This window comes from Bacillus sp. JJ664, from assembly GCF_036962205.1.
Lineage (GTDB): Bacteria > Bacillota > Bacilli > Bacillales > Bacillaceae_G > Gottfriedia.
In genome coordinates this window covers 21779-37270 of record NZ_JBALMS010000035.1, presented here as the reverse complement: position 1 = coordinate 37270, position 15492 = coordinate 21779, and the positions used below count along the sequence as shown (strand labels likewise).

Genomic DNA, 15492 nt, shown 5'->3' with positions numbered 1-15492 from the left:
CACAGTTATGGGTGACATGCCTTTTATTATTCAACATTAATTAATAATTGAGCAATATGTAAAGCTTCATTTGTGAGATTCATCTTGGAATAATAGTTGAAAAGTTCCTTTTTTGAACGCTGGATTAAATGCATAAAACCATACTGTTCAAACATCGGTAAGGCTTCTATTTTCAAGTATTGGTGATATTCATGTTCCTTGTTTTCAATTAGTAAAATTTGAAGTTTAAACAGATGGATATAAAGTATTTCATTTTTATGTACTGCTTTTTCTAGCCCTTCTTTTACTAAATGTAATAATTCATTTTGGGAGAGTAGACGTCCATAAAATGAGCTGCGAATATAGCCTTCTAATGATAATAAATATTTACTTGATTCGGGATTCTTTAATGTCATCGATTGAAAATAATACTGACTAGATAGATTATATTTCCTTCTTCTAAAATACTCATAAGCTAAATTATGGCATACTCTTGCTTTTCGCTCAGGTGAACTACATAAATCACAACTTTGAATTAAACTTTCAAATCCTTTGATTGTTTCATTGAAGTTATCATCATCTTTAATTTGTATTAACATGAGCATCTCGGTGTCGATCGCTCTAAGATAGTTATTATGTTCTTTGAAAAATTGAAGTGCTTTTTCAGCATAAAAATAAGACATAACAGGTAATTCAAGTGAATGGTAGGCTGCTGCAAGATGGTAATAATATTCTTTATTATTATACTCTGTTTCTTGAATTGATTTTAAAATTTGAATTGCTTTTAAATTTTCATGTTTTGCTAAATAATATATACCCAATACATGCTTTAATAGACTCGATTCATTAGACGATAGTTTTTGTTCATTTTTTTGTATGTCAGTAATGATTTGATAGGATTCATCTACTGCCTGATGCATTAATAAATATCTAGCACGAAGTAACTGATAGAGATGAATATAATTAGAGATTTGAATGAGATCTTCTTGTTCGAGCTCATTATGTATCAAATCCATTTCTTCAAATAACTCCTTAATAATCACATCTTGCCACTGTTCTAAACGTTTCTTGGTATTTTTCAGTTTCAATATCTCGCTCTCAATATTAATCCCCAGACGTTCTGCTAAAAGCGTAATAATTTCAGGTGCATATTCAGTTTGTAATCGTTCAATTTTGCTTATATGAGTACCAGAACAAATTCCTTTGCCTAACTGTTCTTGGGTCATTTGAAATTTCTCACGATAAAACTTTATGATTTTCCCCTCATACATCATAAATTTCTCCCTTTAGAAAAACTTTATTTTTAAGTTCGAGTAATAGAAAACCAAGATTCCCCCCAGTTTATAATGATAATCCCTAATAATTATTATCTTTTATCGTCCGATAGTAATTGACGAATAAAAGAGATTACAATTATCTGTATCAATTGTCCTGATTTGACAAATCTCACGTTAGAAACTTGTCGGAAAAAGGGTTTAATTTAGAAAAACTTATCCAGTAATTCCCCCAATTTACGGTAATGAAAAGCTAAAGTACAATTTGATTGTAGAGTTTTCAAATTATTCTTAACTTAATTTTACACTATTATTGCATAAGGAGGAAATGAGATATCACCAGGTATTTTTAACCATTTAATAGATTTATTACTATTAAACTATTTTACTGGTACATACTTGTTTACTTAGTTCGCGGTTTGCAATTTTAGCTTAATAAAAGTTAGTAGAAGGAGCGGTTGTTGATGTTTACTAGAAGGAAAAAAATATTGAATGTAATGGTCACAAGTGTACTTGCTACAAGTTTTCTAGCGTCTTACGTACTGCCTCAACAAAAATCATATGCAATATCAAATTCCGCAGAATCAATCTTAAAAGAATTAACAGAAGAGCAAAGACAATCAGTTAAGCGATTAACTCCTCAAGAAGGCTTTATAATCGATCCAAGTTTATTATCATTAAAGGATAAAACAGCGAATGTTATTGTTGAGCTTAAAACATCAACAATTGAAGAGACTCAATCAAAATCGAGAAGTTCAGCTAAGGATAAAAAACAAAAGATTCGTGGAGAACAAGAGTTTTTTAAACAGCGTTTAACAGAACTTTTCAATGAGAAGGCATCAAAGCAAAAAACGAACAAGACATTCGAACAACAATCTTCTCAATTTAATATTAAACGTACATATGAGAATGTATTTAATGGGATGGCAATGACAATTCCAACGAATGAAATTAATACCCTTCTTCAAACAGGTGTTGTTAAACGAATTTGGAAGGATAATGAAGTTCGATTGCCTAAAAATGAGTTATCTACTTTAAATAAATCAGCGGGAAAAACAATACCACCAGCGCTTCCACATATAGGAGTAGATCGATTACATAGTGAAGATCTAAAAGGACAAGGTATAAAAGTAGGTGTTCTTGATACTGGAATTGACTATAATCATCCTGATTTAAAAGATGTTTATAAGGGTGGATATGATTTTGTTGATGACGATGCTGATCCAATGGAATCAACTCCTGCTGATCAAAAAGCATCAGAAATGCCCGAATCTATAGATGGAACTCCGTTTGTAACTGAACACGGAACACATGTTGCAGGTACAATCGCATCCAACCCTAAAAATGATGTGGAATATGCGATGACAGGTGTAGCACCAAATGTAGATCTGTACGCATATCGAGTATTAGGTCCATATGGCTCTGGTGATGATTCTGGTGTTATTGCAGGGATAGAGAGAGCTGTAGCAGATGGTATGGATGTTATTAATCTATCTTTAGGAAATAGCAGCAATCATTCCTTAAGTGCTACTTCTGTAGCAATAAATAATGCAGCATTACAAGGTGTGGTACCTGTTGTTGCTGGAGGTAATGCAGGTCCAAATCCTGGTACGCTAGGATCACCGGGTTCTTCTCCATTAGCAATCACTGTTGGGGCAAGTGATGTGCCGACGGATATCCCTACGGTAACGACTAGCCTAGGAGAAATTTCTGTACCAAATACTTTAATGGGACATGGTCTTGGTAAAGATTATTTAAATGTAATTGATAAGGATTATGAAGTTGTAGAAGTTGGAATTGGAACTGAAGAGGATTATACAAATAAAGATGTAAATGGAAAAGTGGCCTTAATTGCTCGTGGTGATATATCGTTTGATGAAAAAATTAGACGAGCTCATGAAAAAGGAGCAATAGCTGTATTAATTTACAACAATGTCGATGGAGACATTCCATATTTCTTAGGTGAAAACTTTGGGTATGTACCAACATTTAAAATGTTACAGGAAGATGGAACGAAAATTCTAGATCGTTTAAAAACGAATCCAACGGAAACTATTAAACTATCAGACTTCCAATCCAATATGACTACTGGCGATGTGTTAGCTGATTTTAGTTCTCGTGGACCAGTGAGTAATAACTTTGATATTAAGCCAGATGTAGTGGCACCAGGTGTATCTACGTTATCAACTGTGCCTGAATTTATTAATAGCCCTGAAGAAGGAACTGACTATTCAAGTGGATATGCTAGTTTAAGTGGTACTTCAATGGCTACACCACATGTAGCAGGAGTAGCTGCGTTATTATTACAATCTCATCCAGGTTATACTGTAGCTGATGTAAAAGCGGCTCTTATGAATACGGCTGACCCATTACAAGGAAGAATTTACAATGTAAATGAAGTTGGGGCAGGACGCGTAGATGCTTATGAAGCAGTTCATAATACTACATTAGTTGAGGTGCAAAACAAAACGATCACACTAGATCAAGATGGTTTTAAAAAGGAAATCGCTGATATTTCTGGTTCTCTACCATTCGGAAGCATTGCACAATCAAGTGAAGACCAAAAAAGAACGACATCGATTAGTATTAAAAATTTAAGTGGTGAAAAAGAAACATATCATTCAAGAGTAGAATTTTTAACAATTGATGGAGTATCAAAAGATGCTAGTAAAAGTGGTGTCACATTAGAATTACCATCTACGATTGAAGTAAATGGAAATGAAAGTGTAAATGTTGATGCTAATTTAACAATTCCAAATAATGCCGAGTTTGGTATTTATCAAGGATATATTCATATTGAAAATGAATCAAAAACGGCGGAGTACCAAATACCTTTCCATGTACGCTATTCAACTAGTGGATTTGAAAAAGTAGAATTTTACAAACATGCTATAACAAATGATTTAAGTAACTATCATCCATATATTGAACCATTTACACCTGCAACTTTTAAATTAAATAGTCAAATGAAATCTATGGATGTGATTGTTAGCGATTTAAACGGTAAACCTATTGGATATTATGGAACGTTTACTGATATGGAAGATTTAAGTGTAGATACTGAATACTTTATCTTTTTCGGCTTCTCTGGTTCAGTAAAATATTTTACAGGTGATCCAAACAATCCTTTATCTCGTGAATATGAATTACTTAAAGAAGGTAAGTATATTGTCTCCTATATCGGTACAGGAGTGGATGGGAAAACGTATAAAGTCGATAATGATATGGTAATCGATAATACAGCTCCAAAGGTTACATTTGATAAGCAAACAGGAATTAATGAAATTACGAATGCGGATTTAACAACGGAAAATAATCCAATGGATGGTAAGGATTATCATGCATATTGGGTTCATGGTAATGTTTATGATGATACGATTGATTATCTAAAGAGTAGAGGACATGACATTACGCAAGAAGCAAATAAAGTATATGCTTACCAAGATTCATTTTGGCCAACCGCAGAATTTTTCCCGACAGCTAATGGAGACTTTAAATTTGGTGTATTACCTGAAGAATATGCAAATTATCCGACGAGTATAAGAATGTATACTTATGACCTCGCAACTGCAGGGAATCCGACTTTCCCAGAATTTACGATTATTAACAAAGGTGATAAGTATGCAACATTTAATACAACTACAAAAGGCGTAAGTCTTGGTTCTGAGTTTATTAATACGTTTAAGGTAAATAATGCAAAAGATTTAACAAGTGCTAGTCTTACGGCCGATATTCCAACTTATTATAAAGTTGAAGATGTTAAAGTGTCGAAACAATTAGAAGATTTAGCTAAGAAAAATAACTGGACTATTCGTGTTTCTAAGCCAGAAATAGTTGTAAACACATGGTCTAATATATCAACTTTCGGTGTAGATATTTCTGATAAAAAGACTAAATTACCGGTTTCAATTAATGGTGATATTAATTTGTTAGATATTAATTTAAAAGTAATTGATGATCATAATTATTTTGTAGAAAGTGGATTCTTTTCTCAAGAATCATCGTATCTAACAAATAGTGGAATGAAGTTTACATTACCAACTTATGCTGATAAATTTAAATTCATCTCTCAGCACTCAATGTTAGAAGGTTACTACCATGGTGAAGCTGTAAACTTAGATAATTATGATATGGATTATTCAAAGATTGGTACAAAAGTTTATGTTGTTGATAAAAAAGGCAAGAAATATAATGCTTCAATTATTGATCGCGGTTGGTTGACGATTACTGAAATTCCTGCAGTTGCAGATGATTATACTTTAGTAGTCGATATTCCTGGCCATTTCCTATACACTAAAAAAATCAAAATAAGTAAAACAATTGATGGAAAAGTACAAGGTATGTACTATGACATGTACATGGACACTACTGCTGCTGGTGATGTAAACAGAGATAATGTAATCGATATTTATGATGCAAAGTTAGTGGCATATAGTGCAGGTGAAACAGGAGTTAACCTAAAAGAGGACCTTAATAAAGATGGAGCAGTGGATATTGTAGACTTCAACTATGTAGAAAAGAATTTCATGTCGATCAATCCATATTTCCCAACATCAATTAAACCAGTGGAAAAAGCAGGTAAATTAACGTTAGAAGAATTGAAGAAAATGTTTAATTAAGTAAAAGGGTGCCTTTAAAAAGGCACCCTTTTTTGTTATTTAAATGATTCGATTGCATTTTTTATCAATGACGCATAAATCTTTGCACCTTCAGGTTTTAAGTGTACTCCGTCTGATGAAAAATACGAATCGTGATTCGCACTTGCCTTATACCAATCTACAACTTTAGTATTCTTTGGATATTTACTTGAGACTTCTTTTAGAGTCTTATTAACGATCGATTCCCATTGTCTTGGTACACGAGTATTTACAAATATTATTTTTCTGTTATCTAATGATTTAATAACTGAAATCATCTGTTTCTTTGTAAAAGCACCATTCGTTCCTAATTCAATGATGACAACATCACCTAAGCTATTCGACTTTTGTAATTGTTGGATAATCTCAGGAGCTTCAGCAAATTGACGACCTATTTTTGTTTCTGCTTTAAGCGTTGGATAAGACTTTTGAAGATATGGTATTGCATTGATAACAACAGAATCTCCAATGATCGTAATGGAATGTTTCTGTTTAATTGTTTTATTACTATTTGTGACCGGTTTATTTGTAGTATGACCGATATTACTATGTTGATTTGGCTTTGATGTATGTTCATCACGATCAACGATAGGAGTTTTATGAGGTTTAGGTTTTATCGGCTCGTTTTCAACAATTTGTGAGGACTGCTTTGGTAAGTTTTGAATGGCTTCAACCTCAGAACTTGCTTTTGCTCCGTTTGCACCAGGAAGTGATGATATTCCAAAACTAGATACTGCAATTAAAAGAATGAATGAGCTAATAACAACAAGATGTTTAAGGCAAATATCCTTCATTTTTAATTGGCCAGATCGTACTTTTCCCAAAATTAATTCTAATTTCCCTTTTCGGATTGGGTCTTCAATAAAACGGTAAGAAAGAGCAGCGAGACCGAATATTAATATAACTTGAAATAGAACTCTTATAAATGAGATTTCACCTGTATCTATTTTTGGAGTAAATAAGATAATGACTGGAAAATGCCATAAATAAATTCCGTAAGAACGTAAACCAACCCATTTTAAAGGTCTCATTGCAAGCGCTCGACCAATGAAACTTGCTGGATGAGCTAGTGCAGCTATTAGCATTGCAGTAGAGATTGATAGTAAAAACATTCCACCCCGATAAAGAAAACCGTCGTATTGATTTGTCTTCCAAACCATGCATATAAATATGATTAATCCAAAAAAGCCCATGATATCTATTGTTATTCGACCAGATGCTGAAATTTTATTTGTAAGCTTCCGACTCGGCCACATCATAGCCAAGGCTGCTCCAATTAAAAGAGAAAATGCTCTTGTATCCGTTCCGTAATACACTCTGCTTGGATCACTTCCAGGTACAAATAGTAATGCCATTAACAGTGTGGAAATGATCGCTCCTGTAATCGTTACTAAGAATAGTAAACTCTTACGCTTCATAAAACGCAATCCTATTAAAATAATAATTGGCCATAGAATATAGAATTGTTCTTCGACAGCTAAGGACCAAAAATGATTGAGTAAAGATGGTGGACCAAATGATTCAAAGTATGATAAATCATGAAAAATATACCACCAATTACTGTAATAAAATACTGCCGCAATGGAATCTTGTTTTAAGCTTGTAAGGAGAGATGGCTGAAAAATGGAAACTGTTGCAATAATTACAAGAATTAATGTAAACATACCAGGTAATAGCCTCTTCGCACGACGAACCCAGAAATTTTTCAAATCTATTTTTTTCGTTATACTCCATTCCGCTATCAATAAATCAGTAATTAAATAGCCAGAAAGGACAAAAAATACAGTTACACCAAGGAACCCGCCTGAAGCTCCAGGTAAATTTAAATGATACGCAATGACAGAGAGTACAGCTAGTGCTCTAAGACCATCCAAACCGGGCATATAGCGAAATTGTTTGTTTCCTGACTTAGACATATTTGTAACCTCTGTGTACTAATACTTCGTAAATAATCGATCGATTAAATTGCGTAGTTTTGATATTTTTTTCTGTATTCATGCTGTTAACCATTACCAGTTACCCCTTCCCCTTGTAAATTAATATGTAAGCCATCTCTTTTTTTATTGGCTTATTTTACAGTTGTAAATCGTTGGAAATAGAGCCAAATCTCAAATGAGAAAGGCTCCTAAAAGTTAAAACATCTATCTAATGTAATGGTTGCCAACTAAAATATTTGCAAGAATGTTAGTCGGGATAATGAATTCAACGACGCCCATATACCCAGGAGCAACTTCATATTTATCAAATGAAATAACTAATTTGTAGTCTTTATTTATATAAAAATTTTGATTTTCTTTTATGCTTACAAATGGATCAATTGAATAATCAAGATTTGCTTCAGGTATCCAATAAGTTTTACCATCATCTTGATTCATTTGTTCTATCATTTGTTCTTTAATATTTTTGTTGATGATATCTATATATGATTTGTCTTTAAACAGAATAGGTAATGATAATAAAATTTCTTTTTTCTTATCGATTGTATCGAATTTCATGGTAGTTGAAGATGAGGCAGCTGTGTTTACAACATATCTTTCAATCGATAATATGTCTCCATTGTCAGTTTTTACTTCATATCCACTATCAACCCCAAGGTGTGCTTCTGTGGAGTTTTTCTCTAGTAATGAAATTTCTTTCTTAAATTCCTCATACAGCTTTTGATTTTCTATTAAATATTTCTGATTTAGACTTTGCTCAAGATCTTTATTTTTTAAGTTCGAGACTGCTGGTACTTTTATATTTGCGTTATAAGTCGGTTCGTTAACAGTATATTCAGTAAAAGTCAGTACTTTAACTACATTTCTTAAAACTGGAAAATTTGATAAAGACTTCGCAAATGTTGGACTTGTATTTAAAGAGAGGACGAATATTGCTGCGGCAGTAAGTCCAGAAACAGATTTGATTGGGAAACGTCGTCTTGACGTAGAACGATTGATTGCTTTTTTTACAATTTCATCTAAATCATTAGGTAATGGTACGTTTTTATAGTCTGATCTTAATTTTTCTAATTTTTTATCCACCCAAATTAACCTCCTAAAAAGAAATTCAGTTCATTTTAATTCGGAGTAATTCTAAAGCTTTATATAATCGAGTTTTAATTGTATTTGGACTTTCTTGCAATATTTCTGCAACTTCTTCTATTTTTAAATCTTCAAAATAACGAAGGATAATTACACTTTTATATTTTGGTGGTAGAGCTTCTAAGGATCTTTCCAAGTCAATATTTGTATAATGATCATTTATTCCAGAAGAATATGACTGGATTGTTTCTTCATCAACTACCACAACTCTTTTTTGTTTTCGTAAAAAATCTAATGAAGTATTAATGACAATTCTATAAAACCAACTTTTTAAAGATTGTTCCTTTTTTAAATTACTTTTTGAGGAAATGGCTTTTTGTATAGAATCTTGTAATATATCAATTGCATCATTTGAGTTTTTGACATAACCATATGCTAATCGATAAAAGTCATCTTTATTATTTATGATAAAATCTACAAGTTCCTTTTCTAAATTTGAATTCCCCTTCATGCTTAAAGAGCTCCTTTTTTTAGATACGTATCAAAAGGTATTACATTATAAAGACGTATACCTAGTTAAAAAAGTTTGAAAAAAATAAAAAAAAATTAAGATTGTTCCTTTATTTTTTATGCTCAGGATTGAGCGGCCTAAACTAGTATAACGATGTGAAACTCATTCGTAAACAGGTTCAGCGTATTTATTTAAAAAGTTATTATGAAAAAGTTTTTTTGTGAAAAAAAGCTTAGTGATGAAGTGGTTAATCGTAAAAAAATGGAATATAATTAGAAGTTTTTCCAAATCCTATGAGGTAGAAGATTAAAGCTCAGTATCATAAGGTGCTAATCCTTTATGTAAATAGTTTTTTTAAAATAGCGAAATTTATTGGATAAACGTAATATTTTAAGGGTGGGTATTTATATGCTTATTTTTCAACTTGCCATTATTTTAATCGCTTCAAAAATAGCCGGAGATGTAAGTGTTCGCTTAAAGCAGCCATCAGTTTTAGGTAAGCTTTTAATAGGAATTGTTTTAGGCCCCACTGTATTAGGTCTTATTGAGGATACAGAAGTGCTTAAAGAAATTAGTAATATTGGGGTTATTTTACTAATGTTTATTGCTGGATTAGAAACTGATTTAGACGAATTTAAACGAACCGGTAAAGCATCTGCTGCTGTTGGAGTCGGGGGAATTCTAGTTCCATTTGCTTTGGGGTATTTAACAGGGATCTATATGAATCTTTCTCCCATTCAAGCGAGTTTTTTAGGTTTACTACTATCAGCAACTAGCGTAAGTATTTCAGTGCAAGTTTTAAAAGAGATGGATCAATTAAAGTCTCGTGAGGGCGCGACTATATTAGGAGCAGCAGTTATTGATGATATACTTGTCATCTTAGCACTAGCGTTTTTAATGAGTTTAGCTGGTGGAGACGTAAATTTAACGAAAGTCATTTTAAAGAAAGTACTATTTTTTGTTTTCGCCATCGTTGTAGGATGGAAATTTGTACCGTTTTTTCTTAGGAAGTTTTCAAGCTTACGAGTGACGGAAACAGTTATTTCTTCAGCACTAATCATTTGTTTTATGTATGCGTATTTAGCGGAGTATACAGGGGTAGCAGCGATTATTGGATCTTACATTGCAGGTGTAGCGATTAGTGTAACTGAATTTAAGCATGAAGTTTTTGAAAAGGTAGAAACGATTAGCTACTCTATTTTTGTTCCAGTATTTTTTACTTCAATTGGGGTTGCGGTACAGTTTACTGGAATCATGAATCACATTGGAATCATTATCTCCTTAAGTTTAATTGCCATTTTTTCAAAATTAATTGGTTCTTCATTAGGAGCAAAAGTAACAGGTTTTTCTTGGAGAAATTCTTTAGGAATTGGCTCAGCAATGGTTTCAAGAGGTGAAGTCGCATTAATTATCGCAGCAATTGGTATTGAGAATGACTTACTAAACCAAGATTTATTTGCTGTTATTGTGATTGTCATCCTTGTAACAACAATTGTGACGCCACCAATGATGAAAGCATTTTTAAACAAAAAGTAAATTGCATTGATAAAGTTCATGTATGAAGGCCAAAAATAGGATCGAAAAGTGGCATTACAATTTATTGTAATGCTTTTTATTTATAATTGAGCTTGTGATAAAAATAAAAAAATTTGATAATGGAAATAGTGATCAATCAATAGCAAGAGCAATATTCGGAGGTTTCAGTATGAACGACATTCAATTTTCACCATTTCCTAACCTATCTACCAATCGCTTAATTTTAAGACAAATGAAAAATGAAGATAAAGAAGCGATTTTTGCACTACGCTCTGATAAAAACGTATCAGAATTTATCGATCGACCAATCGCGTCTTCTATTGATGATGCTACCGAGTATATTAAGATGATAAATGATGGTATTGAACAAAATAAATGGATTCTATGGGCTATAATGTTCAAAGATTCCGATGATTTAATTGGGACAATCTGTCTGTGGAATTTTTTAAAGGAGCAATCAAAAGGAGAAGTAGGGTATGAGCTTTCACCAATTTTTCAAGGTAAAGGTATTATGCAAGAAGCACTACTAGCTGTAATAGCATTCGGTTTTGAAGATTTAAAATTACGAATCATTGAAGGTATAGTAAATGAAAAAAATGCAAAGTCGATTCAACTTTTAGAGAAAAATCAGTTTTTCAAAAACGAAACGATAGATAAAGAGAAGTCCATATCAATTATTTATACACTAAAAAGGTAATCTCTAAAATTTACATATTAATAGAAGAAATCGGGGAAATTAACGGGATTTTTTTTATTTGGAATGTTCTATTATAAATGTTCTTTGGGATATTTTAGTATTGTCGAATTATTTTAAAGGGTATTTTTACTAATAAATGTAAGTGTTTACAATACTTACTATTAAAACTTCATAGAATTTTAACTATTTTTTAAAAATATTAATTGTTTATTATAATCATTGCAAGTTATAATTTAAAGCGTTGGGAAAAAAGTAATATATCACAAAATAGTTATCAAGGGGAGAAAATGTAAATATGTCTAAACGTGTAACATTATCAAGTTCTTTCAGTAAAATCGTTGCATCAGCATTAACTTTTGCTACGATTGCAACACCGTTTACAAATGTAAAAGCTGAAGAAATGTCAGCTCCTGCAGCAATCGATTTACAGATTTTAGAAACAACGGATTTACATGATAACATCATGGCTTACGATTATTACAAAGATACACCAGTATTAGATTATGGTTATACAAAAACAGCTACGTTAATCAACAAGGCTAGACAAGAAAGTGAAAATAGTCTTCTATTTGATGCTGGAGATACAATTCAAGGTAATCCAATGGCAGATTATGTAGCGAAAGTAAAAGGATTATCTGACACAGAAGTGCACCCGATGATCAAAGCTATGAATATACAAAAATATGATGTAGCTACATTTGGTAACCATGAGTTTAACTATGGTTTAGACTATGCTAAAAAAGTAACTGGTAAAGCTGATTTCCCATATATAAATGCAAATATTTATAATGCTAAAACTGGTGAAAACGAATTTAAACCTTATGAAATCTTAGATAAAACATTTAAAGATGCAAATGGAAATGCACAAAAAGTAAAAGTTGGTGTAATTGGATTTGCTCCTCCACAAATTATGGATTGGGACAAAGACAATTTAACTGGAAAAGTAATAGCAAAAGATATGGTAAAAACTGCACAAGAATTTATTCCAAAAGTAAAAGCTGCTGGTGCTGATATCGTTGTAGCACTTGTTCACTCTGGTTGTGACGTAGCAACTGCTGGTCAAGAAAATGCAGAAAATGCTATATACGACTTAAGTAAAGTTGAAGGAATTAATGCACTTCTTTTCGGTCATAAACATACAAATTTCCCAGGCGCAGCGGAGTTTGACGGAAAAGAAGGAATCGATAATAAAATTGGCACAATCAACGGAGTACCTGCTGTAGAAGCTGGATTCTGGGGTAACAATCTAGGTGTTATGAAATTAACTTTAACGCCAGATGAAAATGGTAAATATACAAAAGTTGAAGCAAAAGGTTCACAATTACGTCCAGTATATGATGCAACAAATAAGAAAAGCTTAGCTGACGAAGATCCTGCAATTGTAAACGCTGTTAAAGAGTACCACGAAGGAACTTTAGCTTACGTTCGTGGAAAAATCGGTATGACAAGCGCACCAATGTACAGCTACTTTGCACGTGTACAAGATGATCCTACAATTCAAATTGTAAACAATGCTCAAACTTGGTTTGCAAAAGATTTTATTGCTAAAAACTTACCTGAATATAAAGATGTACCAGTTTTATCTGCAGCGGCACCGTTTAAATCAGGCCGTGGTGGAGCAAGTGATTATACAAGTATCGCAACTGGTGAACTTTCAATTAAATCTGCGAATGATTTATATTTATTCCCGAATACATTGAAAGCGGTAGAATTAACTGGAGCACAAGTAAAAGATTGGTTAGAAATGAGTGCAGGTCAATTTAAACAAATTGATCCAGCTTCTAGCACTGCACAAGAACTTGTGGATAACACTTTCCCTGGTTATAACTATGATGTAATTGATGGTGTTACGTATCAAGTTGATGTAACAAAACCTGCGAAATACAAAGCAAACGGTGATGTATTAAATGCTGATGCAAGCCGAATTGTAAATTTAGAATTTAATGGCCAACCAATTAAATCAGATCAAAAATTCATTATTGTTACGAATAACTACCGTGCAAGTGGTGGAGGAAACTTCCCAGGCTTAAAAGGTGGAAAAGCAAAAGTAGTAATCGATACAATTGAAGAAAACCGTACTGTATTAATGAACTATATCGAAAAACAAGGTGTTGTAAACCCATCTGCAGACAAAAACTGGATGATCGCACCAATCACTGGTAATCCAGAAGTAACTTTTAAATCTGCTACAGACGCTAAAAATGTTTTATCTGATTCTGCTCACATCACTTATAAAGGTGAAGCATCTGAATTAGGCGTAACTTGGGGATTATATGCTTACAATACAAACTTAACTGTAGACCAAGTAAGTGATTTATCAAAAACTATTACTGGTAAAACAATTGCTAATGCAACAGTATCAGTAAAAGCAGGAGACAAGACTGTAGGTACTGGTACTGCTGATGCAAAAGGTACTTTCTCAATTAATATTTCTGCTCAAAAAGCTGGTACTACATTAGTTATTACAGCAACTGCTGGAGCAACTACAACTTCAGTTAATGCAGTAGTTATTAAGAAAGCAACTGATACAACTGCACCTGCTAAACCAGTGGTGAACCCGGTTTACAATAAATCTACACTTGTAACTGGAACGACTGAGAAATATGCGTACATTACAATTAAAGTTGGAAATAAAGAAATTGCTACAGGTAAAGCGAATTCGAAAGGTGCTTTTGCGGTTAAAATTAGTGCACAACGTACAGGTACTGTTCTAAGCGTAACTGCTAAAGACGGATCAGGTAACACAAGTGCAGCGACTACTGTTGTTGTAAAGGATGGAACTCCACCTACAGCTCCAATCATTACTCAAACAATCACTCAAGGTACAACTGTGATTACAGGTAAAGGGGAAAAAAATACAACAGTAACAGTAAAAGTAGGAACAAAAGTTATTACTACTGGAAAAGTGACAACAAAAGGAACTTTCAAAGTGAGAATACCAAAACAAAAACGTGGAGTAACGTTATTATTTACTCTAACTGATTCAGCTAAAAACCAAAGTAAAGTAGTAAAGAAAGTAGTTAAATAATAATGAAGAGTCGAATCTAGTGTCTATTAGACAAAGGATTCGGCTCTTTTTTAATCTCGATGTGCTGTTAAATATTTATTATGAAATTTTGATAAGACTAATAAAGCAATAATGGCACCAATTAATGTCAAACTCATATCCCACTGTGCATCCCAAATATCTCCCTGCATTCCAACGAATTGCTTCGCTTCTTTTTTACCAGACCGAATAGCAGAATAAATCCACTCAACTAATTCATATAAGGCTGAAATAGATAGTGATATCGAAAGAGTCATCCAAACGATCCAATTCATTTTTAATGGCGTTTTTCTTATTAAAATCTCTCTAATCACAATGGCAATAAACCCTTTAAAAAAATGTCCAAAACGATCATAATGATTCCGACTTAAATCAAATGTATCTTTCAACCAATCAAATAAAGGTACATCATCGTAAGTATAATGACCTCCAATAAACGTTAAAATAGATAAAAATGCGATGATCACATATGAAAGATTAGTAAACTTGAACTTAGGATAAACCACCAACACTACTATACATCCAACCAAAGCAGGCAGTACTTCTAATAACCAAATAAGATATCCCGATGGATTAATAACAGACCATATCAAAACAGCACTAACGATCAATAATAAGAAGAAATGGACTCTTTTGTGATTGCTTTCCAACAAATCTCACTCCACTAATAGCTTTTATATATACAGTATGAGAAAAATCTGCTTATTCAATACAGAGCAAGCATATCTAAGAAGGAAAAAGTAGTTGAAGTAGGTGTTTCAATTCTAAAGACATTATGAGTGAACACTTATT

The 15492-nt window shown here is 32.7% G+C and carries 9 protein-coding genes; 4 read left to right on the top strand and 5 right to left on the bottom strand.

Going from position 1 to position 15492, the window contains the following annotated elements; translation table 11 throughout:
• Positions 1-26: 26 nt before the first annotated feature.
• Entirely contained in the window at positions 27-1250 is a 1224-nt protein-coding gene (locus tag V7056_RS05605) for a helix-turn-helix domain-containing protein (protein ID WP_499700069.1), read from the bottom strand.
• A gap of 467 nt (positions 1251-1717) precedes the next feature.
• On the opposite strand from V7056_RS05605, the gene V7056_RS05600 reads away from it, so the two are divergent.
• Positions 1718-5872: a S8 family serine peptidase gene (locus V7056_RS05600; RefSeq protein WP_499700067.1), complete on the top strand. Its 4155-nt coding sequence runs from the start codon at positions 1718-1720 to the stop codon at positions 5870-5872.
• Positions 5873-5907: 35 nt separating this feature from the next.
• Here V7056_RS05600 and V7056_RS05595 read toward each other — a convergent pair whose 3' ends face one another.
• The 3 genes from V7056_RS05595 to sigV all read right to left on the bottom strand — a co-directional run bounded on the left by V7056_RS05595 (position 5908) and on the right by sigV (position 9421).
• Complete coding sequence (locus V7056_RS05595) at positions 5908-7806, bottom strand: acyltransferase family protein (protein WP_499700065.1); 1899 nt, start codon at positions 7804-7806, stop codon at positions 5908-5910.
• Positions 7807-8031: 225 nt separating this feature from the next.
• Positions 8032-8910, bottom strand: coding sequence for an anti-sigma-V factor RsiV (rsiV, locus tag V7056_RS05590; protein WP_499700063.1), 879 nt, complete (start codon positions 8908-8910; stop codon positions 8032-8034).
• Between the two features lie 25 nt (positions 8911-8935).
• Positions 8936-9421: an RNA polymerase sigma factor SigV gene (sigV, locus tag V7056_RS05585; RefSeq protein ID WP_499700061.1), complete on the bottom strand. Its 486-nt coding sequence runs from the start codon at positions 9419-9421 to the stop codon at positions 8936-8938.
• A gap of 408 nt (positions 9422-9829) precedes the next feature.
• On the opposite strand from sigV, the gene V7056_RS05580 reads away from it, so the two are divergent.
• The 3 genes from V7056_RS05580 (at position 9830) to V7056_RS05570 (ending at position 14682) form a co-directional block, all read left to right on the top strand.
• Positions 9830-10957 (top strand): cation:proton antiporter, encoded by a 1128-nt coding sequence (locus V7056_RS05580; protein ID WP_499700059.1) that lies wholly within the window; start codon positions 9830-9832, stop codon positions 10955-10957.
• A gap of 169 nt (positions 10958-11126) precedes the next feature.
• Entirely contained in the window at positions 11127-11654 is a 528-nt protein-coding gene (locus V7056_RS05575; protein WP_499700057.1) for a GNAT family N-acetyltransferase, read from the top strand.
• A gap of 295 nt (positions 11655-11949) precedes the next feature.
• On the top strand, positions 11950-14682 hold the full coding sequence (locus tag V7056_RS05570) for a bifunctional 2',3'-cyclic-nucleotide 2'-phosphodiesterase/3'-nucleotidase (RefSeq protein WP_499700055.1): 2733 nt from the start codon (positions 11950-11952) through the stop codon (positions 14680-14682).
• 50 nt (positions 14683-14732) lie between these two features.
• Here V7056_RS05570 and V7056_RS05565 read toward each other — a convergent pair whose 3' ends face one another.
• Entirely contained in the window at positions 14733-15353 is a 621-nt protein-coding gene (locus V7056_RS05565) for a DUF2238 domain-containing protein (protein WP_499700054.1), read from the bottom strand.
• Positions 15354-15492: the final 139 nt, after the last annotated feature.

Excerpts from the sequence above, each read along its gene's own strand:
- V7056_RS05605 (WP_499700069.1), bottom strand. The coding sequence starts at position 1,250 with ATGTATGAGGGGAAAATCATAAAGTTTTATCGTGAGAAATTTCAAATG.
- V7056_RS05595 (WP_499700065.1), bottom strand. The coding sequence starts at position 7,806 with ATGTCTAAGTCAGGAAACAAACAATTTCGCTATATGCCCGGTTTGGAT.
- V7056_RS05570 (WP_499700055.1), top strand. The coding sequence starts at position 11,950 with ATGTCTAAACGTGTAACATTATCAAGTTCTTTCAGTAAAATCGTTGCA.
- V7056_RS05600 (WP_499700067.1), top strand. The coding sequence starts at position 1,718 with ATGTTTACTAGAAGGAAAAAAATATTGAATGTAATGGTCACAAGTGTA.
- sigV (WP_499700061.1), bottom strand. The coding sequence starts at position 9,421 with ATGAAGGGGAATTCAAATTTAGAAAAGGAACTTGTAGATTTTATCATA.
- V7056_RS05575 (WP_499700057.1), top strand. The coding sequence starts at position 11,127 with ATGAACGACATTCAATTTTCACCATTTCCTAACCTATCTACCAATCGC.
- V7056_RS05580 (WP_499700059.1), top strand. The coding sequence starts at position 9,830 with ATGCTTATTTTTCAACTTGCCATTATTTTAATCGCTTCAAAAATAGCC.